Source organism: Microcystis sp. LE19-84.1B (assembly GCF_027531875.1).
Taxonomy (GTDB): Bacteria; Cyanobacteriota; Cyanobacteriia; order Cyanobacteriales; family Microcystaceae; genus Microcystis; species Microcystis panniformis.
This window is the reverse complement of sequence record NZ_JAPZSR010000082.1, coordinates 19,766-42,919: the sequence shown is the minus strand read 5'-3', so window position 1 is coordinate 42,919 and position 23,154 is coordinate 19,766. Positions and strand designations below refer to the sequence as shown.

Below are 23,154 nucleotides of genomic sequence, written 5' to 3'. Positions count from 1 at the left end.
AGGGTTCTACCCTTCCTGGTGTCTTTAACGTGATGGCACCACTCCGATTCCATCCCGAACTCGGTTGTGAAACTTCACCGTGGCCAAGATACTTGTCGGGTTGCCGACCGGGACAATAGCTCGATGCCAGGATTATTCTTTCCCACCCCTCAATCTCTCAAGATTGGGGGGTTTGGTTTTTAGGAAAAATCAGAGGATTTTAAATCTAAACCTCGCTCAAATATTGTATCTATGGCTAACATTTCTCCATCGCTAGTCATAAATTTATGATCTTTGGTTGCTTGGATAGTTTGCCCATTTTCTAGGGTATATTCAAAGACTTCTTGTAAACCTCGCTCGTGCCATTGAGAGATTGGTTGACTATAGATAAAGCCATTTTTATCTACACTATAAACAGTGCAGTTAATTTCTTCGCTCACAATTTTAGCAATTGGTAATAATCCGTATTCCTCAGTTAAAATTAACGTCTCACCTCCCAGACAATATTCGGCAAAATTTACCATCTGTTCAAAGAGATTTTCAGCGATTCTTTTTTCCACACCATTTTTAGCAGCACCATCGATAAACATCTCCCTTTGTTTCTGCATTTCGGAGGCTTTTTTCTTACCCATTGCTCGACGCAATAGATCCGCTTCTCCTAGGGAATAACCGGCTAAATCCTGCGCCATTTTCATAATCTGTTCTTGATAGACTAAAACTGCGTAGGTTTCCTTAAGAATTGGTTCCAATAAAGGATGATCATAACGAATGGGTTCTCTACCGTGTTTTCTACCAATAAAGAGGGGAATTAATCCCGCATCTAAAGGACCGGGGCGATAGAGTGCTAGGATTGAAGATATGTCCTCAATACCCGATGGTTTTAACTCTTTAACGATCTGTTTCATCCCCGATGATTCTAACTGGAAAATACCTTCTAAATCCCCTTCTTCTAGTAATCCGTGGGTTTTGAGAATATCAGGAGGTAGTTTTTTATGTTCCCCTTTAGCCCGAATTTGCAGGGCTTTTCTTTCATCTAAAGGCAATTGATCAAGATCGATATCTATGCCCTGATTTTGTTTAATTAAATCGGCGGTTTTTTTCAAAGTGGTTAAATTTCTTAACCCTAAAAAGTCCATTTTTAACAATCCCAATGATTCTAAATCCTCCATAAAATATTGGGTAATTACCGCCCCATCATTATTTTTCTGGAGGGGAACCACTTCATCTAAAGGTTGGGAAGAAATGACGACTCCTGCGGCATGAACTCCGAAGGTTTTGTTAGTACCTTCGATACGAATTGCCATATCTAACCAATGACGCACATGGGGTTCCGTATCGTATCTTTCTTTAAATGCTGGTTCGGGAGTTTCATCGGAAATCATCACTTTTAAAGGTGTGGGTTTACCGCGAGAAACGGGAATCATTTTCGCCATTTTATCCGATTCGGCGTAGGGAATATCTAACACCCGCGCCACATCTTTTAGGACAGCTTTTGATGTCATACGGTTAAAAGTAATGATTTGGGCAACATTAGCCTCCCCGTATTTTTCCGTGACGTATTGGATCATTTCATCCCGTCTCTCGATACAAAAATCCGTATCAATATCAGGCATAGATTTTCGTTCAGGATTGAGAAAACGCTCAAATAATAAACCGTGATGAACGGGATCAATATTAGTTATTTTTAAAGAATATGCTACCAAAGAACCCGCCGCAGAACCGCGTCCTGGACCGACGGGAATATCATGATCTCTAGCATATTTTATATAGTCCCAAACCACGAGAAAATAGGTAGAAAATCCCATTTTCTGTAACATTTTTAATTCGTATTCAAGCCTTTCTTTGTAAACAGTTTCAATCTCGTGACGAGAAGGACATTTTAATCTTTCTAGTAATCCTAACCAAGCAATTTCTTCTACATAACTATCAGCAGTATGTCCCGCAGGAACTGGATAATTGGGGAGTCTTGGTTCATTAAATATGTTATAGGGTTCAACTTTTTCTGCTACTTCTAAGGTATTATTAATCGCTTCTTCAATCACATTTTCTGGCAGATGATCACGAAAAAGTAAACGCATTTCATCAGCAGATTTTAAGTATTCTGTGCCGCTATAACGGAGGCGTTTGTCTTCAGTAATTAACTTGCCAGTTTGAATACAAAGTAAGGCATCGTGTGCCTCTACATCGTAACAGGAAATAAAGTGAGAATCGTTAGTAGCGACTACTTTAATTCCTAATTCTTTAGCAATTTTAACTATTTCTACATTAACAATCCGATCTTCTTTAGAACCGTGGTCTTGAATTTCTAAATAAAAATCATCACCAAAAAGTTTTTTATACCATTTAGCAGTTTCCTTAGCCAATTTTCTATTATTAGCTAAAATTGCTTGGGGAATCTCTCCACCCAAGCAAGCACTGGTAACTATTAATCCTTCGTGGTATTGTTGGAGTAACTCTTTATTAATACAAGGACGAGCAAAAATGCCTTTACCTTGAATACCTTTCAGATTAGAAATAGTAGTTAATTTAACCAGATTTTTATAGCCTTGGGTGTTTTTGGCTAAAACAACTTGATGATATTTTCGGTGGCGAAGATTGACTTCAATATCGCCATTAACTACATACATTTCGTTGCCAATAATTGGTTTTATTCCCTGATTACGACAGGTTTTAATTAATTCGATCGCACCATACATGACTCCATGATCGGTTAAAGCGATCGCTGGTTGTCCCAATTCGATCGCTCGATCAATTAGTGACGGTAATTGGGAAGCACCATCAAGTAAGCTATAATCACTGTGAATATGTAAACCGACAAAAGACATAATTTTTTTCAGAAAAAAGTGACAAGGAAAAAGAAAAAAACTAGAATTTACTTACTTTGAATTTTCAGCAATTACAGTCTATTTTTAGGGTTGATTGAGAATCGTATAGGGGAAAAAACCTTGTTCTAAATTAAACCATTGTTCTCGCAGTTTCCGGTTATCATTGCTGCCGACAACAGTATCAACAAATTTTTTCCATTCGGGATCGTTTTTGGGTAAAATACAGCCATAAAGTTCGGTGGTAATCGGTTGACGGGGTAGTAGCACAAATTGTCGCAGATCATGTCCTTGTTTAACGATTTCCCCCAGCAGAAGAATTCCATCACTAACCACTGCGTTTACTTCTCCCCTTTGTAATTTTGCCACTGCCTCACTTCGATCGCTGACAGCTTGCCAATTAGCCAGAGGATAGATATAACGAATAATATTATCGGTGGTGGTGTGGGGAATATAGGCGATCGCAACTGCCGCTAAAGTGTTATTAATATCTATTTTATCAACATTTTCCCTTTTAGTTAAAAATTGCGCTCCTGTCATAAAATAGGGAATAGAAAAATTAACCTTTTCTAGTCTTTCTTCCGTAATTGTTGCCACATTACAGGATAAATCTACTTGGCCCTGTTCCACTTGCTGAAAACGATTATTAGTCGTCGCTTCTGTAAAGTTTATTGTAATCGGTTTACCTAATTCTTGTTCTAATCGACGTTGGACTAAGCGCATTAATTCCACTCCGTAACCTGTCCATTGTCCCGTTTTCTCATCGATATAACTAAAGGGAGTAGCGTCTTTTCTGGCTGCCGCTTTTAATTCTCCCGTGCGAGCAATTCTTTGTAAAACTGTTTCTGCTAAGACTGATAAATGTAGGTTATTTATCAGTAAAAGACCTAGAAAAATCAACCCAAAGTTTTTAGACATATCAAGAAACCAAGAAGGAGATAGGGAGAAAAAAGCTAACCACCGACGTGCGATTAGCAAGTGCCGCTATATTTTAACTACGATCCTCGAATAATCCACTCAAACGTTCTACTTCTGTTTGTGCTGTGTACATAGGAGTTCCGGCCAGAATTCCAGTAACATTGCGGAAAGGTTGACCAATGTGCATACCTTGATGATCGATCGAAAACTCACGAATATCCTTATCGTGCATAGAACCGCGCATTTTTAAAACAGTGATACCGCGGCGCATTTCTCCGTACATTTCCACATAACGCAGCAGAATAATTGAATCAGTAATTGTAGAAATATGTGCTTCTGTAATTGAAGAACCTCCTAATAAAGTGGGAGTGGTGGAAGTAAATAATCCTCCCACCTCTTTTTGCTTAATAAAAGAAGTCAACCCGATAATAAATTCCCGAAATCCTTTCAGATTAGAAACCCTTTCTAAAGCAGATAAACTATCTACTGCCACTCGATTCGGTTGAAACTCCTCGATAATTTCCTTCATCATAATTAAATGATTTTCTAAACCCGTAGTTTCGGGATAACGACAGACTACCTTTAATTTACCTTCCTTTTCCATGCGGTCATAATCCACCCCCCAACCGGTAGCATTTCTAAATAACTGTTCGCGACTTTCCTCGAAGGCAAAAATTAAACATCTTTCCCCATTGGTTACTCCCCCGGCCATAAATTCTGTCACCATCAGGGTTTTTCCCGTTCCCGTGGCTCCTGAAACCAAAATAACCGAATCGCGGAAGAAACCACCACCACACATTCTATCGAGTTCGAGGCTGCCAGAAGTAATACGAATATTAGAGGATTTTTGTTCTAATTCAATAGCTGATAAAGGAATAATCACGGCCCCTTTATTGGGAATAATTGTAAAAGGAAATTCTCCTTTTTGGTGATCGGTTCCGCGATATTTTAAAATTTCGATCGTCCTTCTTCTTTTCTCATCGGTTAAAACGTTGCGTAAAATCACCACATTATCGGCCACAAACTCCTCCACCCCATAACGACTGATTTCGCCGTATTCTTGGGTTCTTTCTGCGGTCATAATCGCTGTTACTTCCAATTCTCGCAAAGCGGTTGCCAGACGAAAAAGATCACTTCTCACTTGAGCGCTATCACTTAAATGGCTAAAAATTGCGCCTAAAGAATCCATAGACACCCGTTTAGCTTTATTTTTGCGGATAGCAAATTCAATGCGAGCGATTAATGCGCCTAGGTCGTATTCTCCTGTCACCATCGGCTTTTCTTCCGGTTGGGGGGAAGCATCGACAAAGGCCCACTGACGATTCTCCTCCCACTGCCGGATATTCCAACCAAAACCACCCATATTTTTTCTGAGTGCGTGGGGTGGCTCCTCAAAGGTGACAAAAACGCCATTTTCTCCATTTTTGATGCCTTCTGCGAGAAATTGACAGGCAAAGACCGTTTTAGCACTTCCTGCCGTCCCCGCTATCAAAGTTGCTCTTCCTTTCGGTAATCCCCCTTCCGAAAGAAAATCAAAGCCGGGGATTCCTGTTTCTAACTTCTCAATCAACTCTAGGGGATTATTTTGCGTCATTTAAGTTCTCTATGAAAACGAGCCACTGTTTATTGTACCTATTTCAGTGACCAGTGATACCAGAAATTCATCCCTAGTTTGAGAGTTTCAGCATTGGTAATAAAATTTCCAAGACATAGTTTAAATGCCGGACAGCTTAACCCAAGAATAAATGGAAACTAGATAATACTAAATCCGTTGAGTAACGCACAGAAAACGGGTTTCTCGGAGAAACCCGTTTTCTACTCATGAAAAAGGCAAAACGGAGAATAAATAATCAGTTTTTAATAACTGGATTTAGTATAAGCAGGTAAATCTCCGCCACAATTAACACAGGAAGGAGCCAAACCGAAAAATAGATAAATTCTGTTTATTTCAGGGTTCCTTGAGATGCGTCAAATGATGGCGTATCTCAAGGAAAAATCAAGTAAATTTCTCTAACTATAAAGGAACTTTAGTAATCCAATCTTGATACTTTGGTTCCTGATTGAGAACGATAGAACTTAACTTTTCTTTTAACTGATAAGTAATCGGTTTAGCATCAGGTAAAGAAAAAGTTTCAATCTTTTTAATCGGAGTAATTTTTGCGGCAGTGCCACTTAAAAACACCTCATCAGCGATAAATAACTCCGTCTTATCTACAGGTCTTTCAATCACCGGAATACCCAAATCCCGCGCGATAGTTAAAACACTATCTCTAGTAATCCCTTCTAGAATATCTTGGTCAAAACTAGGAGTAATTAGCTGACCATTTCTGATGATAAAAATATTCATTCCCGTCGCTTCACAGACTTTACCCTGAGAGTTCATTAAAATTGCCTCATCAAACCCGGATTCTACCGCTTCCGTTTTTGCTAAAGCAGAAGTGATATAAGCGGCGCTAATTTTACCTCGCAACGGGAAACTTCTATCCTCTTGACGATACCAAGAACTAATCCGACAGTTAACCCCATCGGCTGCTAAATAATCATCCATTTCTAGACCATAGACCAGAAAATCCTTCTCGATACCATGCAATCGCGGGGCAATTCCCAACCCGGAACTATAGACAAGGGGACGAATATAAAAAGGTCGATTACACTGATTCTTTTTAACAAAATCGATAATTATTTGATAGATTTTATCGGCAGGAATCTCGTAATTAAGAAACTTAGCACTTTGACTTAAACGCTGACAATGACGTTCTAATCTAAATAATAATATCTGTCCTGGATTGTTAGGGTCGGGAGTACCTCTTAAACCCCCAAAAGCGGCAGTTCCGTAGTGTAGTGCGTGGGTAGCAACGGATAATTTTGCCTCACTAAAGGGGATAAATTTATTCTCAAAATAGGCGAGAGGAAGGAAAGGAATTTCGGCGGTAATAGACATTTTTTTGTTGATTGAACCAAGAACTAAACGGGATTTACCCATGCAGAAAAATTTTGTTTCTGGCTATTAGAAGGATTTTCTACCCTGATAATTTCATAGCGAATCGTCTGCGGGGTGGCCAGTGGAACAGCAAGGGTTCGCAATTCATCGAGATGAAAGACTGTTATCTGAATAATATCACCTGCGCGGTAGTCTTTTAATCTTTCGTTTAACTGTTCCGCCGTCACCCGCAATCCATCGATAGCCAATAATTCATCATCAGCATTAATTCCCGCTTTTTGGCAAGGGGAACCCATCTCGACAAATTTAATTATTTCTTTACCCGCTTCACTCTGTACCCGCATTCCCAGATAAGGTATCGTCTCCCCATTGTCAACACCCCGCAGATAGAGTCCAAAAGGTTCAAGATATTGATTAAAGGGTAATTCTGCCAAACCGTCGATATAACGCTGGTAGAAGTCGCTTAAATCCACCCCTGCAGCCGATTCGAGAATTGCCTGCAATTCCCCATCGGTATAACCAATCTCCTCTTTACCGAAATGTTGCCACATCGAGCGTAAAACATCATCGAGGGAACGACGGTTATCGGTGTGGGTGCGAATTAGTAAATCCAGAAGCAGCGACAATAATTCCCCCTTGAGATAGTAGGAAATTTGACTATTATCACTATTGCTATCCCGTCGATAGAGTTTTATCCAAGCATCGAAACTCGATTCGCCTAGCGGTTGGACAAGACGACCGGGTATATTGAGATAACGGCTGATTTCCTTGCTTAAAAGCTCTAAAAAAGTCTTACTATCGTATATTCCCGCCCGTAGAGGGATTATCATATCGTAATAACTGGTGGTTCCTTCGGCAAACCAGAGGGAAGAAGTATAATTTTCTGCATCATAATCGAAGCTTTCTAAAGCTTTTGGGCGAATACGCTTGATATTCCAGAGATGAAAGAACTCATGGGCGACTAATTGCAAAAAACGATGATATTTATCCTTATCTCGCAATCCCAAACGCGCATAGTTAAGGGTACAGGAATTTTTATGTTCTAGTCCCCCGTAACCAGCCGCCGAAAGATGTAGCAAAAAGAGATAATTATCATAGGGGAGTCCACCGAACATAGCCGACTCGGTTTGAATAATTTTAGTGGTATCGGCGATAATTTGACTAGGATTGGCGTTTCCCCGTCCCCAGATAGCTAATTGATGGGGTTTTCCCTCGACGACAAAATCGTATAACTGATGAATCCCCACTTCCACGGGACTGTCCACTAGGGTATCAAAATCGGGAACCTGAAAGGTGTTTTTCTGTCCGGGTAAAGATTTTAAGGCAGTGGTAACGCGCCAATCGCCATGGGGGGGGATAATTGTCAGGGTGAGGGGATGTTTTTGATAATCGGGGATATAGAAGAATAAAGCAGCCCCGTTGAAGTAACCGTGAGTATCATCAAGATGGTTGGTTCTGACGGTTAAATCGTGGGCAAAAACGCGATATTTGACCGTTATTTCGGAACTGTCACCATTGTCAATCTGCCAGTGATTTTTAGCAACTTTGCGACTGTTGAGGTTAACAGCTTGAAAATCTTGGACTAAACGGGAGTATTCCCGCACCAGATAGGAACCGGGAGTCCAAACAGGCATTTTTAGGTTTAAAATCGGAGCTTGCCAACCGGTAATCTGTAGAGTGACTTCAAAGAGGTGTGAAGTCGGTTCCGACATAGCCACTTGATAGCTGAGATTTAAACGAGTTGAGGAGATGGTAGCGGGGGAAATAAGACTGGTCATCGGCATTAAACAAGCTTTTTAGTTATTCTACTGAGTCCGGTTATTAAAAACTGATTATTTATTCCCCCTTTTGCATGAGTGCCTCTCCTGATATGTAGCCTATACTCAACGGATGGCCGTATTACTTGCGATTTTATCACTCAATCCAAGCCTTTGGGGGGTAGAACCCCCCAAACCCCTAGGGTTGATTGATAGTCGGGTTGATTGATAGTCGGGTTGATTGATAGTCGGGTTGATTCATGAATCAACCCTACCCAAACCCCCCGTTGGGGGACGGCTGCTGATATATCTGTAATAATTTAAGAGTCACTGCACTTGCGGGAGTGCCTCTCCTGATATGTTGTAGCCTATACTCAACGGATGGCCGTATTATAGCGGTGCGAAAAATCCGATGGTTTTCCAAGATTTGGCCGAGCAGTTTTGGAACTGTAACCCCCGCAAATCCTACGGTTTTTTGCCGATTCAGCGTCTTTCTGCTGGGGGTGCGGGAGGAGCCACATCGGGGGGAGGAGTTACCGGTAGGGGAACCGAACGAGTTTCGGGAGCTGCCACAGTGACGGGAACGGTAATCGGTTCGGCTGCTGCGGGGGCCGTATTTTGAGGACTAGGAGCAGCGGCACTGGTAGGAGCGACGGTAGTACGCCGACGACTAGAACGGCGTTGGCCCGGTTCGCTAGTATTAGAACGAACGATAGTTTGCTCACGACTTACCCGAACCCGTCGCCGTCTGCGGATGGGTCCTTCGGTGGGGGAACCCTCATCGCTGCTGGCTAAACGATTGTTAGTAGTTTGGGTAAAGTAGGTACGTCGGGGTTTAATTGGTTCCGCTTTTAATGTCACTGGACGTTTGCCTAAATTCGGTTCTGGGAAACCTTGATAGGGAATATCCTTAATTGCTTCTAACATAAATTGTCGCCACATCCAAGCGGACATGGTACTGGCTCCATTGGTGGGTTGATTATTGTCATTACCGAGCCAAATTCCCGTGACTAATTGGGGAATATAACCGACAAACCAAAGGTCGCGAGCTTTATCAGAAGTGCCGGTTTTTCCTGCCACCGGACGACCAATTTGTGCGGGGGTTCCCGTTCCCGAATTAACCACATCCTCTAGCATCCAAGTCATCGTCGCTGCCGTGTTTTGATTGAGAGCAGTTTTCGGTTTAAAATTGGCTTGATAAATTACTTTACCATGGCGATCGAGTACCTGATTAATACCGTAAACTGGTTGATGCACACCATTATTAGCAAAAGTCCCGTAGGCACTGGTCAATTCTAAAAGATTGACTTCCGAAGCACCCAAAGCCAAAGAATAAGTGGGTAAAAGTTTCGACTGGATACCCATATCTTGAGCTAATTTAATCACCGGATTCCAACCCACAGCCACTAACACCTGAACTGCCACCACATTCAGGGAAGAAGTCAAAGCATCGCGCATGGACACCTGGCGGCCGCTATACCTATCACCGTAGTTTTCCGGTTTATAACCATCCACCACATACTGAGCATCTTTATAACTAGAATAGGGGGATTTCCCCGCCGCAATCGCCGTCGCATAGACAAAAGGTTTAAAAGTAGATCCCGGCTGACGTTTTGCCTGTGTCACCCGATTGAATTGATTCTTATCGTGGTCAATTCCTCCAACCATAGCCTTAATTTGCCCATTTTTGGGGTCAATTGCCACTAAAGCCGCCTGTTGGAAGTTCTGCCACTGGCCATAACGAGAAACCGCTCTTTCTACCACTTCCTCCGCTTCGCTTTGCCAACGAGGATTAAGGGTGGTTTTTACCACCAATCCCCCCGCTTCTAGGGTTTTAGCGGGAACCAGTTGCGGCAGTTCTTTTTCCACATAATCGGTAAAATAGGCCGCTTGCCGTTGCAGACGTTTTAGGGGACTGGTTTTAAGGCCTAGGGGAGATGCGATCGCCAGTTCGGCTTGAGCGTTAGTAATAAATCCCACCTCGGCCATAGTTTTGAGGACGATATTACGCCGTTCTAGGGCAGATTTAGGGTTTTCGAGGGGAGAATAGAGACTAGGAGCGGGAACAATGCCTGCAAGGGTGGCAGCTTCGGCTAGAGTTAATTTATCGACGGGTTTACTGAAATATAACCAAGCGGCATCGGCAAGACCGTAGGCCCCGGAACCGAGATAAACTAGGTGAAAATAACGCTCTAAAATCTGGTCTTTTGTATATTTATCTTCTATTTTCTGAGCGATACGCATTTCCCGTAATTTGCGATCAAAACTCCTTTCTTGGGATAAAAAGACAATCCGGGCCAATTGTTGGGTGATGGTGCTGCCTCCTTCCACCACTCCCCCGGCTCTCAGGTTAGAAAAGAGAGCGCGAGCAATACCCTGGCCATCCACTCCCCCGTGTTCACGAAAACGGCGGTCTTCACTAGCGATAAAGGCCTCCTGTACCAGTTGGGGAACTTGAGCAATCTTTACGGTTTCGTAGGTACTAGGGCCATTTTGTTTGAGGATTTCCCCATTAGCGGCTTGAATGGTTAGGGTGCCAGGACGAGTATAGGTTTGTATATCGGCGATATTTTGCGGTAAAGAGGTTTCAAGGCGATAAATGCCCCAACCTACCCCCAAAAAGCCCCCTGTCACCCCTAATCCCAATCCCAAGTACAAGCCAAAGCGGGGATGTTGTCGCCATTGCGGTAAGGGGGAATTATCAATCAGGGTAGTAAATTTGTTCTTTAGGGGTTTTAACGTCTCTAGAGCCTTGCTACTGGTTTGGGAGACTAAATTAACCTTTTTTTCTTCGGAAGCGGTTTCTACTGGCTTTTCACCCGCAACTGGCGCAGATTTAGAGTCGATAGAATCGACTTTAGGTGGTTGCTCGGAATTTTCTAATTTATTAGCAAGATTATGAAAAAATTGACTAAGTTTTTGTTTGTATTTCATGTTAATTGAGCGGGTGAGGGAGTGGGGAAGTGGGGAAGTGGGGAAGTAGGGAAGTGGGGAAGTGGGGAAGTGGGGTGTGGGGTGTGACCCCCCCAACCCCCCCGACATCGGGGGGGAAGTGGGGAAGTGGGGAAGTGGGGAATTTAGCTGAAATTTCCCCATCTCCCTATTTCCCTAAATCCCTATTTCCCTAAAGATCGCTAAATTGTCGCCACCATTGCTGGAGAGGATAATAGACGAGGGGAGTCCAGAGACTACTAAGCAGAGCAGAAGTGAGGCCAATGCGTTGATAATCGAGCCAAAGATCGGCGAGATTTTTGCCTCCTTGTAGATAGTATTGAAAAGCGATCGCACCATTGGCGATTAAAGTCATAACAAAGACAATTAAGACCACGGCGATCAATTCTTCTTTGAGATAACGTTGTCGGTGTAAACGGGAAGTGAGGAAGCCGATCAGACCAAAAACCATGATATGGGAAGGATAATTAGAGGTTAAACTATCTTGAATAGCGCCGATCGCTAATCCGACCACCACACTATCGAGACAAGAGCGATTGAGACTCCAACTAACCAACCAAATCAGTAACCAGTTGGGAGCGATGCCTAAAATCTCCATCCCAGGTAGCCGCATTAAGGAAAGAAAGGTACAGAGAAGCAGCGAAGCGACAGTGACTAAAATATTCAGGATAAAACGAGAACGGGCTGATAAACGGCTTAATTTCAGCATAATTCCCCCTCTCACCGCTGGAGTTGCGGGTGAACGAACACCCATTCGAGATTGTCCACGGTGGCGGTAAATTCAATTTTGGCGGTGGGGGCGGGATTTTCCTGTAAATTAAGGGAAATTATGCGACCGATGGGCAACCCTGGCGAAAAAAGACTACTAAAAGCCGAAGTTGTCACCACATCTCCCGGTTTGACATCGGGAGCTTTTTCAAAAAAGCGCAGGGTGGCGACTTGGGAATTCTGACCTTGAATTAAACCCATGGCCCGACTACGATTCACCGTTGCTCCGATGCGACTTTGGGAATTACTGACCAATAAAACTTTGCTGGTGTGGGGAGTAACTTCCGTAATCCGTCCCACTAAACCCCCAATTCCCGTCACCGAAGCACCCACTTCCACACCATCGGCGCTACCCCGACCGATAATTACCTGTTGCCACCAATCATCGGCGCTGCGGCCAATAATTGGGGCAGAAATCAGGGGTTTTTTCTGGGTTTGATAATAACCAAGCTGTTTTTTTAATTGTTGATTTTGATATTCGACTTCACTTAAACGATTTTGTAATTCTCGCACCCGTTGATCGGCCAGAAGTTGCTCTTGCAGATTAGTTTCCTCTCCCTGAAAAGGACGAGTTAATAAACCATACAATTCTAAAATCGCCCCACTTTGATAGGTGCGAATGTACCAAGCTCCCCCCAAAGCGGCAGCGAGCAGCAAAAGTCGCCATCCCTGCTGTGTCCATTTTCGTCGTGCTGAATACATGAGCGATTAAAAACCTCTTGACTGTGTAGAGTGAGAATCCGTCCATTTTTCCGCTGCTGATGGCTAACGGCTAACCGATCCTAGTGACCTTTAGACATTGCGAGTTGTTTCATTAACGATCCGCTCAAAGAGTTTCTGATTTTTTAACACTTCTCCCGTGCCTTTGACCACACAGCGCAGGGGATCTTCAGCGACATGGGTAACGATACCGGTTTCGTGACTGACTAGGCGATCGAGTCCCCGTAATAAAGCACCTCCTCCCGCTAACATGATGCCGCGATCGATAATATCGGCAGCTAATTCGGGGGGAGTTTTTTCTAGGGTACGTTTGATCGCATCAACGATCACGGAAAGTGGCTCATCCATACTTTCCCGCACTTCTTCCGCTTTGATGGTCACGGTGCGGGGTAAACCGGACATGAGATGCAATCCCCGCACTTCCAGAGGAGGAAATTCATCTCCGGGGGTGGGATAAGCGGAAGCAAGGCGAATTTTAATATCTTCGGCCGTACGTTCCCCGATAATCAGGTTATGGACTTTTTTCAGATAGGCGATAATTGCTTCCGTGAGTTCATCCCCAGCGACGCGCACCGATTCGCTGATCACGGTCCCATCAAGACTGAGAATCGCCACTTCCGTGGTGCCACCACCGATATCGATGATCATATTTCCCGTCGCTTCCGAGACGGGTAAACCGGCACCCAAGGCTGCCGCAACCGGTTCATCAATTAACCCCACTTCTCGGGAGCCGGCATTTTTGGCCGCATCCACCACCGCGCGTCTTTCTACTCCGGTAATCCCGCTGGGAACACCGATTACCATGCGGGGATTGCCAATCGTGCCATCGAGCGCTCGTTTGATGAATTCCGCTAACATGATCTCGCAACTGTAAAAATCGGCGATTACCCCATCGCGCAGGGGTCGCAGCGCGGTGACATGGCCTGGAGTGCGACCGAGCATTTTTTTGGCCTCCTCCCCGACAGCGACCGGGTTACGATCTTGATCGATCGCCACTACCGATGGTTCCTCTAAAACGATGCCTTTTCCTGACACATAGACGAGGGTGTTTGCTGTACCCAAGTCTATACCTATGTCCCTTGATAAGCCTAGTCCTCTAAAAAAACCCACTTGTTTTCACTCCTGTTCTGATAACAACGTTGCTATAGCTAGACTTTCGATCGAATCGACTTGGATTTTATTACGTTTTGTTTCTCAAGTCTAGTTAATTATCGCTTCTTTCTCTCCAGATTTACGCAGGTCTTTGCCCTAATTTTCTGGCTGCCCACCGGTCAAGGCCGAGGTTTCGGGCTAAAATAAACATACTATTGTACTAAATTGAGGATTTAAGACCATGAGTGTAAATCTGGTTCATTTGGTGGGACGAGCGGGGAGAGACCCAGAAACCAAGTATTTCGAGTCGGGTAAGGTTTTATGTACTTTAACTTTAGCGGTTAATCGTCGCTCTAAAAATAGCGATCAGCCGGATTGGTTCGATCTGGAAATTTGGGGCAAAACGGCGGAAGTGGCCGCTAATTATGTGAAAAAAGGCGGTTTAATCGGGATTAAAGGGTCTTTAAAAATGGATACCTGGAATGATAAAAACACGGGATTAGCTCGTTCTAAACCGGTGATTCTCGTCGATCAATTAGATTTACTCGGTTCTAAACGCGATAGTGAGGCTAATTCCGAGCGAGAATTTTAAAGCTTGAGCTGCATTATTTCTGGATTTTGGGTGTGTTAGCCTCTAGTACACACCCTTATTTATTCTCTAATTGACTGGAAAAATATTGCTGTAAATCTGGTAAAACTTCTCTATAAATAGCTGTATTTATCTCTAGATTACAGCCAAGAATAGAATTAAAAGGGATAATTTCCACCAGGGAATTACTATAGGCGATCGCTTGTAAAGTCCTGACAAATTCAGGAGTCCAGAGATTTTCTTGCAGGGAAATATTTTGTTTTTTTAACCAGCCGATCAAAGCCGAGCGCCCGATCCCAGGTAAAATATCAGCAGTCAGCAGGGGACTGTACCAGCAATTATCTTTCCATCCCCATAAATTACCCGTGCTAGTTTCTAACCAATTCCCCAATCTATCAACTAATATCGCTTCTTTTGCCCCTTTTTTTTGAGCAGTTTGTGACGCTAACCAAGGGGTTAAATAATTACCAGTTTTATGCTCTCCTAAAACCCGTTGCCAAGCGGGATTATCTATTACCCAGCCAATAATTCCTTGCTCTTGTCTCAGGTTTAAATCTTCGGGGAGAAATCTGCCTTTAATCCACTCCCTACCATCGGGAAAAATTGTGATTCTCAGGACAGGATAGAATCGGGATAATTTTTCGGCTCCTTGGCGAATTCGCCGCCAATCGGGAGCGGACCAGTGGAAAACTTGTAAACTAGAGTGCAGACGTTTGAGATGTTCTTGCCAATGGGTCAGGGGATGATCTAAGCTTTGTTGATAGACACGCAGGGTAGTAAATATTGTCGCTCCATAAAGCAGCCCAATATCATCAATACCCAGACTTATTCGCTCATTCTCGATTAATTCGCCATTATACCAATACATAATCAGTTATCAGTTATCAGTTATCAGTTATCAGTTATCAGTTATCAGTTATCAGATGTGAGTTTTCAGATGTGAGTTTTCAGTTGATTAGACATATCCAAAAATTATAACTCAATCAGAGCTTGCTTTGCTGCCCTGTACTAATGAATAGTTCGATGTTGAAATATATAAGTAGGTGGGTGGAATTAAATATAAGATGAACGTAGGTTGGGTTGAAGCATGAAACCCAACGCCCGATTATGTTACGCTACCGCTAACCCATCCTACAAATAATTGTGCCTCCCTACTTATCTGTCGTTGCTAATTCAATTTAACCGAAAAAATCTGGGAACATTAAAATTATTTTATTTGGTTAATTTGCTTGTATAGACAAAATTTTATTCTTGAGATAATATTAGATATAAGTCCAGTGATAACTGTTTACTGATAACTGTTTACTGATAACTGATCTAGCTTATGAACCGTCAAAAATTTACCTGGGGATATTCTAGTTATAAATTGCGTCAGAGAGAAAATTTTAAAGAATTTCTGTGTTTACTGGGATTATTAATAGCGGCCTTAATTATCTATCTAGTGGGATTAGGGAATTTACCCTTGCGGGATTGGGATGAGGCAACAATCGCTCAGGTGGCCAAGGAAATTAGCCAAACCCCACTGGAACAATTGCGCTGGTTATTTCCTAGTCTTTGGGGTGATCCCTACCTGAATAAACCGCCGTTGATTCATAGTTTAATTGGTCTAACCTACCATTTCTGGGGCATCAATGAGGCCAATACTAGACTAATTCCCGCTTTTTTTACAGCTTTATCGGTGCCGCTCCTCTACCTTCTCGGTCGAGAAATTTTTCCGGCTCGTTTGCCAGCTTTACTGTCGGCCTTGATTTATTTAACTCTTTTGCCGGTGGTGCGTCATGGCCGTTTAGCCATGTTGGATGGAGCGGTATTATGTTTTGAAATCCTGATGTTTGTTGGTTTACTGCGCTCACGACGCGATTTACGCTGGTCTCTGGGGGCGGGGTTAGGATTTGCCCTCCTTTGTCTGACGAAGGGGATTATGGGGCTATTATTGGCGGGTATCGGCTTGATTTTTCTGCTCTGGGATACCCCCCGGTTATTAACTTCTGCCTATTTTTGGTCGGGTTGGTTATTGGGAGCAACTCCCGCTCTTGCTTGGTATGCCGCCCAATTTTGGCACTACGAGCGGGAATTTCTCGATTCCCTTTTTGTTCAACAGTTAAAGCGAGTTAGTGACGATCTGGACAATCATCGCGGACCGTTTTGGTATTATCTGCTGGAAATTCTTAAATATAGTTGGCCTTGGTTAATTTTCTCGGTTTGGGGTTTACGTTTAGCTCGTCAGGAATATCTCTACAGTTGGGCGAAGTTACTGTTAGTTTGGACGGGTGTTTATCTGTTCATGGTTTCGGTAATGGCGACGAAGTTGCCTTGGTATATTCTGCCGATCTACCCGGCCTTGGCTTTAGCGGCCGGTTATGCCTTGGCGCAAGTGGGTAATCTTCCCATCGATCGCCCCTATAATCCAATCTGGTCAATTATTCTGGGTATTATCGGCGTTGGGGCGGGTTTATTAGCTTTAATAGCCTATTTTCCGGGTAATTTTGCCGCTATTGAACCTCTCCATCCCTTAATTCTTTTAACCTTATTGTCACTGTCCTTGACCATGGTGACAACGGCGATTTTGTTAGCCCGGCGCTCGCAACAATTCATCGTGGTTTTACTCTGGGGAATGTTTATTTCTTTGTTTATTTTTGTTAATTCTCCCCTGTGGATCTGGGAATTAAATGAGAATTTCCCCGTCAAACCGGTGGCGAGTTTAGTACAGAAATATGTGCCAGCCGATCACCCTGTTTATATTGCTTTTGCCTACGAGCGCCCCTCGTTAAATTTTTATAGTGGTCGTCGGGTTTTTCCCCTTGCTACTGAAGAATTAATCAATCACTGGCAAAGTCACAAGCAACCTTACCTAATTATCGATCGTCAAACCAAAGAAGCTACTGATTTAGAAGGATTAAAGGCGATCGGATCTACGAATTCCGGTTGGTTTTTGGTGACAAAGCAGTAGTGGGGTTAATTTTGTGCATACTTTCGATAGCAAATTAGCTTAGGCTTGATCTTGCTGACTTGAAATATTACAAAAATTTTACCAGTTGCGTTAAAATCACCCCTAGCGATGAAACGCAGCACTTTTGTAATTGTTGAAACCGAGATTAATATGCTAAATAGGTCAATTACGGCCGAGAAAACCGAGGAATTCGCTCCTGCTGACCTGCAAGACCTGCTAGACTGTACCGATAGCTTTGTTAACCGTCATATTGGGCCGACGGAGACGGAAATCGAGAAAATGCTGGCGGTTTTGGGTGTTGCTACCGTGGAGGAATTAATCGCTAAAACTGTCCCGTCAGGAATTCGTTTACAAAAAAGCCTTAATCTACCACCTGCCTTGAGTGAATACGCCGCTCTTGCCCAATTAAAAGCGATTGCCTCGAAAAATCAGGTATTTCGCTCCTTTATTGGCCTGGGCTACCATGACTGTATCACCCCGCCGGTAATTCTCCGCAACATCTTAGAAAATCCGGGTTGGTACACCGCCTATACTCCCTATCAAGCGGAAATCGCCCAAGGACGCTTAGAAGCTCTCTTAAACTTCCAAACTCTCATCACTAGCTTAACCGGTCTGGAAATTGCTAACGCTTCCCTCCTCGATGAAGGAACAGCAGCCGCGGAAGGGATGAGTATGAGTTACGGACTGTGTAAAACTAAAGCCAATGCTTTCTTTATCTCCAGTAGTTGCCATCCCCAAACGATTGAAGTTGTTAAAACCAGAGCGATTCCTTTAGGTATTGACATTATTATCGAGGATCATCGTCTCTTTGACTTCCAAACGCCGATTTTTGGCGCATTATTACAATATCCAGCCACCGATGGCGTAATTTATGACTATCGGGAATTTATCAGCAAAGCGCAGGAAAATGGGGCTTTAGTCACCGTTGCCGCCGATATTCTCAGTTTAGCCCTGTTGACTCCCCCCGGCGAATTGGGGGCTGATATTGCTGTGGGTAGCAGTCAACGCTTTGGGGTTCCCTTGGGTTATGGGGGTCCCCATGCCGCCTATTTTGCCACCAAAGATGTCTATAAACGCAGTATTCCGGGGCGCATTGTCGGGGTATCGAAGGATAGTCAGGGTAAACCCGCACTGCGTTTAGCTTTGCAAACCAGGGAACAACATATCCGCCGGGATAAAGCCACCAGTAATATTTGTACCGCACAGGTGTTACTAGCGGTGATTGCTTCCATGTACGCGGTCTATCACGGACCAGAAGGAATCAAGAAAATCGCCCAAAGAGTGCAGAAATTAACCGCTTTATTGGCAACTGGCTTAAAACAGTTGGGTTATCAGGTGGGGAAAGAACCGCACTTCGATACGCTCAAAGTTACGGTATCCACGGGAGTTAAGGACATCCTTGGGAAGGCAAAAACCCATAAGATTAATCTGCGTTATTTTGATGAGAATAATCTAGGAATTAGTGTCGATGAAACCACCACTCTCAGGGATGTGTGGGATTTATGGCAAATTTTTGCCGCAACGGAGGAATTACCCTTTACCACGGCGGAATTAGTCGAGAAAATTAGTCTAGAATTACCCGCTAATCTAACCCGTACCAGTGCCTATCTTACCGAACCGGTGTTCAATCGTTACCACTCGGAAACGGAATTACTCAGATATCTGCACCGTCTGGAAACAAAGGATCTAGCCTTAAATACTTCCATGATTCCCCTCGGTTCCTGTACGATGAAACTCAATGCCGTAGCGGAGATGATTCCGGTAACTTGGCCAGAATTCGGCAAATTACACCCTTTTGCTCCGATTGACCAAGCAGAAGGCTATCAACTGCTCTTTCAACAGTTAGAGACGTGGTTAGGGGAAATTACCGGGTTTGATGGCATTTCCCTACAACCGAACGCCGGTTCTCAGGGAGAGTATGCCGGTTTACAGGTGATCCGAGCCTATCATGAAAGTCGCGGTCAAGGTCATCGTCAGATTTGCTTAATTCCTGAGTCCGCTCACGGGACTAATCCTGCCAGTGCCGTTATGTGTGGTATGAAAGTAGTGGCGGTTAATTGCGATTCTCGGGGCAATATTGATATTGATGACCTGAAAACTAAGGCCCAGAAGCATCAGGATAATCTAGCGGCTTTGATGGTGACGTATCCTTCCACTCACGGCGTTTTTGAACAGGGAATTAGCGAAATTTGCGCCTTGATTCATCAATACGGTGGTCAAGTGTATATGGATGGCGCGAATATGAATGCTCAGGTGGGTTTATGTCGTCCGGCGGATTTTGGCGCTGATGTCTGTCACTTGAATCTCCATAAAACTTTCTGTATTCCCCACGGTGGTGGCGGACCCGGTATGGGACCAATCGGAGTAAAATCCCATTTAGTGCCTTTTCTGCCCGATGTTTCCCTAGTTTTGGCGAAATTATCCCCAGAAACCGCTAACGGTAAGCATCAGGACTCAATTGGCGCAATTTCGGCCGCGCCTTGGGGTAGTGCCAGCATTTTGGTGATTTCTTGGATGTATATCGCTATGATGGGGGCAGCCGGCTTGAAAAAAGCGACAGAAGTGGCAATTTTGAACGCTAATTATCTGGCTTTTCGTCTGGAGTCGGCCTATCCAGTGTTATTTAAGGGTAGCGCGGGAACGGTTGCCCACGAGTGCGTGATTGATTTACGTCCCCTGAAAAAACAGGCCGGCATCGAGGTGGAAGATGTGGCAAAACGCTTGATGGATTTCGGTTTCCACGCGCCGACGGTTTCTTGGCCTGTGGCGGGTACAATGATGGTGGAACCCACGGAAAGCGAATCTTTGGGGGAATTAGACCGTTTTTGTGAAGCTTTGTTAACTATCTATCAAGAAGTACAAGCGATCGCTAATGGCAGCATGGATATCCACGATAATCCCTTAAAAAATGCCCCCCACACAGCTGCAGTTTTAACTGCCGATGATTGGAGTCGTCCCTATTCCCGTCAACAGGCAGCTTACCCGCTTTCTTGGCTAAAAGATTATAAATTCTGGCCGGTAGTGGGACGGGTTGATAATGCCTACGGGGACAGAAATCTGGTTTGTTCCTGTGAGGGGATGGACGCTTATAAGTAGGGTTTGCGGCAAAGAGTTTTTCCTGGGTGTAGGGTGTGACCCCCCCCAACCCCCCCGACATCGGGGGGGCAGGTAGGGTGTAGGGTGTGGGGTGTGGGGTGTGGGGAGAATAAATAAAAATAATCTCCTGTCTCCTGACTCCTATCTCCTATCTCCAGCAATCCTGAATCCTATCTCCTATCTCCTATCTCCTATCTCCTGACTCCTGACGACTGGCTCCTAACCCTAACAAAGGCCTATTTTAAACACCTCTTGTGCCACTCGATCGCAACTTCCTACTGTTCCTAAACCGGCTGTGGTTTCTGCGTATTCATCTAACATTTTTTGGCGACGTTGCTGATTTAATAATAAATCTAGACATTCCTGCATAATTCTCTCCGGGTTAGCTTCCTCTTGTAATAATTCGGGAACAATTTCTCGCATTAAAACTAAATTTACCGGTGAGACAAATGGTACAGAAAACTTCATAATATTGCGGGCAATCCAAGCAGTAACTGCACTTAAACGGTAAACTACCACCTGCGGCACATTTAATAAAGCAATTTCGAGATTAACTGTACCAGACTTAGCCACAGCCAGATCTGCCGCGGCAATTGCTTCTAAAGTCTGATCTCGTTCCATAATCACGGCATTTAATCCATATTCCTTGACTAATTCTCGCATTTTTGGTTCGTATAAAGCTAGGGGAACGGGAATTAAAAACTTAATATCGGGTATTTTTTCCTGTAATTTTTGGGCAGCAGCGCACACCGTCGGCACGAGATATTTAAACTCCTGTTGACGGGAAGCAGGTAACAAAGCGATAACCGTTTCTTCGGGTTTTATTGCCCATTTTTGCCGCATTTCTTGCCGATTGGGAGCATTAGCCATACGATCAACTAAAGGATGTCCCACCCAAGTTACTGGTAAACCTTTTGTTTCAAAAAAACGAGCTTCGGCAGGAAAAATTGCCAATAATTTATCAGTGATGGCGATTAATTTTTCCGTATTAAATAACTTTTCTGCTGTGGCCCTGAGTTTAGCTGAGGGGATATTTTCTTCTGACCAAATCCACACCTGTGGGGCAATATAATAAATTATTGGCACTTGGGGAATAATTTTTTTAGCTGATTGACCGATCGCCACATTTGCCCCCACATAATCAATTAAAATAATGATATCAGGGGGATGATCTCTAAAAAACTCTTTTGCTCGTTTTTGTAGTTGTAAAGTTGGCCAAATAAAGGGGATAGATTCAATTAATCCCATGGCAGCCAGTCGAGTGGTTTTACCCAACATTTTTGCCCCAGCTATCTCCATGCGATCGCCACCTAGTGCGAAAATTTCTAACTCAATTTCCTGAATTTTAGCTAGTTTAAAAAGGGATTCAATCAGCATCGCTGCCTGTAAATCACCCGATACCTCACCCGTACTAATAAATATACGCATTTGGATAATTATTTGATAATAAAAGACTTCAGGAGATAGGATTGCTGGAGTCAGGAGTCAGGATTCAGGAGACAGGAGATTATTTTTATTTATTCTTCCCACTTCCCCACTTCCCCACTTCCCAACTTCCCCACTTCCCAACTTCCCCACTTCCCCACACCCCACACCCCACAGACTGTTCCTCAATCAAGAAATTATTTCCCTGGAATTAAACCGCGACGTTTTTCTCCTGTGGTAGAGGATTGTAAAAATTGACAGAGATGTTGAACATGGGGGTTATCGGTTAGGAGAGAAACTTGTTCTAAAGCCTCCTGAAGATTTATATTAGAACGATAGATAATCCGAAAAGCTTTTTTCAGTAAAGCTAGATCTTCATCGGTAAAACCGGCCCTTTGTAAACCGACTAAATTAAGAGTTCGCACGCGACAGGGATTGCCTTCCACTAAAGTAAAAGGGGGAACATCGCGATCAATACGACTCATTCCTCCTAACATGGCCATTTTGCCAATATGAACAAATTGATGTACTCCTAAAACCCCCCCGATAACTGCTTTTGATTCGATCTGGACATGACCGGCCAAGGCGACACTATTAGCGATAATAATGTTATCTTGCAAAATACAATTATGGGCAACGTGAACATAGGCCATTAATAAATTATTATTGCCAATTTGGGTAACTTCTCCCGTATCTGTGGCGCGATTAATCGTGACAAACTCGCGAATTTGGTTATGATCACCAATTTCTACGCTACTTTCGCCCCCTTTATACTTTAAATCCTGTGGTTCATTACCAATAACAGCCCCGGAAAAAATATGATTACCCTTGCCAATTTTGGTCGGACCTTCAATGACCACATGGGCATCAATAATTGTATCAGCTTCAATTTCCACATTGGCCCCGATCACAGCATAGGGACCAACTTTAACCTTGGGATCAAGTTTTGCCGACGGATGGATAACCGCAGTGGGGTGGATTAACGTATTCAAAGGGAAGTCTCCCGCGCTCAACTTCGTCACTGTATGAATCATGGTATAGCTTATCCTATATTGGACAGATTGTGATCAAGATTGATAGCGGTTGCTTAGGGAGGGGACGACTTTAATGGGGAACCAGAACCCGTTAAACTATTAACCAGATTC

The 23,154-nt window shown here is 43.7% G+C and carries 16 protein-coding genes and 1 rRNA gene; 5 read left to right on the top strand and 12 right to left on the bottom strand.

What is annotated here, in order from left to right; genetic code table 11:
- The first annotated feature begins 14 nt into the window (after window positions 1-14).
- Window positions 15-132, top strand: a 5S ribosomal RNA gene (gene rrf, locus O9324_RS04915).
- Window positions 133-179: 47 nt separating this feature from the next.
- Here rrf and O9324_RS04910 read toward each other — a convergent pair.
- The 6 genes from O9324_RS04910 to O9324_RS04885 all read right to left on the bottom strand — a co-directional run bounded on the left by O9324_RS04910 (window position 180) and on the right by O9324_RS04885 (window position 11,351).
- Entirely contained in the window at window positions 180-2,804 is a 2,625-nt protein-coding gene (locus tag O9324_RS04910) for a DNA polymerase III subunit alpha (protein ID WP_287630409.1), read from the bottom strand.
- A gap of 84 nt (window positions 2,805-2,888) precedes the next feature.
- Window positions 2,889-3,719, bottom strand: coding sequence for an amino acid ABC transporter substrate-binding protein (locus O9324_RS04905; RefSeq protein WP_287630408.1), 831 nt, complete (start codon window positions 3,717-3,719; stop codon window positions 2,889-2,891).
- A gap of 73 nt (window positions 3,720-3,792) precedes the next feature.
- A complete protein-coding gene (gene kaiC, locus O9324_RS04900) occupies window positions 3,793-5,313 on the bottom strand; it encodes a circadian clock protein KaiC (RefSeq protein WP_002744832.1) in 1,521 nt (506 codons plus the stop codon).
- Window positions 5,314-5,733: 420 nt separating this feature from the next.
- On the bottom strand, window positions 5,734-6,660 hold the full coding sequence (locus O9324_RS04895) for a branched-chain amino acid transaminase (RefSeq protein ID WP_288139600.1): 927 nt from the start codon (window positions 6,658-6,660) through the stop codon (window positions 5,734-5,736).
- A 23-nt stretch (window positions 6,661-6,683) separates the two neighbouring features.
- On the bottom strand, window positions 6,684-8,444 hold the full coding sequence (locus O9324_RS04890) for a M61 family metallopeptidase (RefSeq protein ID WP_288139599.1): 1,761 nt from the start codon (window positions 8,442-8,444) through the stop codon (window positions 6,684-6,686).
- 456 nt (window positions 8,445-8,900) lie between these two features.
- Window positions 8,901-11,351, bottom strand: a complete 2,451-nt coding sequence (locus O9324_RS04885; protein WP_288139598.1) for a transglycosylase domain-containing protein — start codon at window positions 11,349-11,351, stop codon at window positions 8,901-8,903.
- Between the two features lie 29 nt (window positions 11,352-11,380).
- Between O9324_RS04885 and O9324_RS04880 the strand changes: the two genes are divergently transcribed.
- Entirely contained in the window at window positions 11,381-11,545 is a 165-nt protein-coding gene (locus tag O9324_RS04880) for a hypothetical protein (RefSeq protein ID WP_288139597.1), read from the top strand.
- Here the strand turns inward: O9324_RS04880 and mreD are convergent.
- The 3 genes from mreD to O9324_RS04865 form a co-directional block, all read right to left on the bottom strand.
- Window positions 11,542-12,123 carry a rod shape-determining protein MreD gene (gene mreD, locus O9324_RS04875; protein WP_288139596.1) on the bottom strand — a complete coding sequence of 194 codons (582 nt, stop codon included), beginning with the start codon at window positions 12,121-12,123 and terminating at the stop codon, window positions 11,542-11,544. The genes O9324_RS04880 and mreD overlap by 4 nt on opposite strands.
- Window positions 12,090-12,839: a rod shape-determining protein MreC gene (gene mreC, locus O9324_RS04870; protein WP_288139595.1), complete on the bottom strand. Its 750-nt coding sequence runs from the start codon at window positions 12,837-12,839 to the stop codon at window positions 12,090-12,092. The genes mreD and mreC overlap by 34 nt, the downstream gene beginning before the upstream one ends.
- Before the next feature lie 90 nt (window positions 12,840-12,929).
- Complete coding sequence (locus O9324_RS04865; protein WP_002764811.1) at window positions 12,930-13,967, bottom strand: rod shape-determining protein; 1,038 nt, start codon at window positions 13,965-13,967, stop codon at window positions 12,930-12,932.
- A gap of 223 nt (window positions 13,968-14,190) precedes the next feature.
- Here O9324_RS04865 and O9324_RS04860 point away from each other — a divergent pair, with 223 nt between their 5' ends.
- The gene (locus O9324_RS04860; protein ID WP_002731888.1) at window positions 14,191-14,541 is read left to right on the top strand and encodes a single-stranded DNA-binding protein; all 351 of its coding nucleotides are present in this window, start codon (window positions 14,191-14,193) and stop codon (window positions 14,539-14,541) included.
- Between the two features lie 55 nt (window positions 14,542-14,596).
- Here O9324_RS04860 and O9324_RS04855 read toward each other — a convergent pair whose 3' ends face one another.
- Window positions 14,597-15,406, bottom strand: a complete 810-nt coding sequence (locus O9324_RS04855; protein WP_002764810.1) for an aminotransferase class IV — start codon at window positions 15,404-15,406, stop codon at window positions 14,597-14,599.
- A 456-nt stretch (window positions 15,407-15,862) separates the two neighbouring features.
- Here O9324_RS04855 and O9324_RS04850 point away from each other — a divergent pair, with 456 nt between their 5' ends.
- Entirely contained in the window at window positions 15,863-17,488 is a 1,626-nt protein-coding gene (locus tag O9324_RS04850; protein ID WP_288139594.1) for an ArnT family glycosyltransferase, read from the top strand.
- Between the two features lie 108 nt (window positions 17,489-17,596).
- Window positions 17,597-20,584, top strand: coding sequence for an aminomethyl-transferring glycine dehydrogenase (gcvP, locus tag O9324_RS04845; protein ID WP_288139593.1), 2,988 nt, complete (start codon window positions 17,597-17,599; stop codon window positions 20,582-20,584).
- Between the two features lie 225 nt (window positions 20,585-20,809).
- Here gcvP and lpxB read toward each other — a convergent pair whose 3' ends face one another.
- Together lpxB and lpxA are read right to left on the bottom strand one after the other, a co-directional pair.
- On the bottom strand, window positions 20,810-22,012 hold the full coding sequence (gene lpxB / locus O9324_RS04840) for a lipid-A-disaccharide synthase (RefSeq protein WP_288139592.1): 1,203 nt from the start codon (window positions 22,010-22,012) through the stop codon (window positions 20,810-20,812).
- A 194-nt stretch (window positions 22,013-22,206) separates the two neighbouring features.
- Window positions 22,207-23,043, bottom strand: a complete 837-nt coding sequence (lpxA, locus tag O9324_RS04835; protein WP_002764806.1) for an acyl-ACP--UDP-N-acetylglucosamine O-acyltransferase — start codon at window positions 23,041-23,043, stop codon at window positions 22,207-22,209.
- Window positions 23,044-23,154 lie beyond the last annotated feature (111 nt).

Coding starts and splice junctions, on each gene's coding strand:
- O9324_RS04850 (WP_288139594.1), top strand. CDS start 15,863: ATGAACCGTCAAAAATTTACCTGGGGATATTCTAGTTATAAATTGCGT.
- gcvP (WP_288139593.1), top strand. CDS start 17,597: ATGAAACGCAGCACTTTTGTAATTGTTGAAACCGAGATTAATATGCTA.
- lpxA (WP_002764806.1), bottom strand. CDS start 23,043: ATGATTCATACAGTGACGAAGTTGAGCGCGGGAGACTTCCCTTTGAAT.
- mreC (WP_288139595.1), bottom strand. CDS start 12,839: ATGTATTCAGCACGACGAAAATGGACACAGCAGGGATGGCGACTTTTG.
- O9324_RS04860 (WP_002731888.1), top strand. CDS start 14,191: ATGAGTGTAAATCTGGTTCATTTGGTGGGACGAGCGGGGAGAGACCCA.
- mreD (WP_288139596.1), bottom strand. CDS start 12,123: ATGGGTGTTCGTTCACCCGCAACTCCAGCGGTGAGAGGGGGAATTATG.
- O9324_RS04905 (WP_287630408.1), bottom strand. CDS start 3,719: ATGTCTAAAAACTTTGGGTTGATTTTTCTAGGTCTTTTACTGATAAAT.
- O9324_RS04855 (WP_002764810.1), bottom strand. CDS start 15,406: ATGTATTGGTATAATGGCGAATTAATCGAGAATGAGCGAATAAGTCTG.
- lpxB (WP_288139592.1), bottom strand. CDS start 22,012: ATGCGTATATTTATTAGTACGGGTGAGGTATCGGGTGATTTACAGGCA.
- O9324_RS04895 (WP_288139600.1), bottom strand. CDS start 6,660: ATGTCTATTACCGCCGAAATTCCTTTCCTTCCTCTCGCCTATTTTGAG.
- O9324_RS04910 (WP_287630409.1), bottom strand. CDS start 2,804: ATGTCTTTTGTCGGTTTACATATTCACAGTGATTATAGCTTACTTGAT.
- O9324_RS04885 (WP_288139598.1), bottom strand. CDS start 11,351: ATGAAATACAAACAAAAACTTAGTCAATTTTTTCATAATCTTGCTAAT.
- O9324_RS04890 (WP_288139599.1), bottom strand. CDS start 8,444: ATGCCGATGACCAGTCTTATTTCCCCCGCTACCATCTCCTCAACTCGT.
- kaiC (WP_002744832.1), bottom strand. CDS start 5,313: ATGACGCAAAATAATCCCCTAGAGTTGATTGAGAAGTTAGAAACAGGA.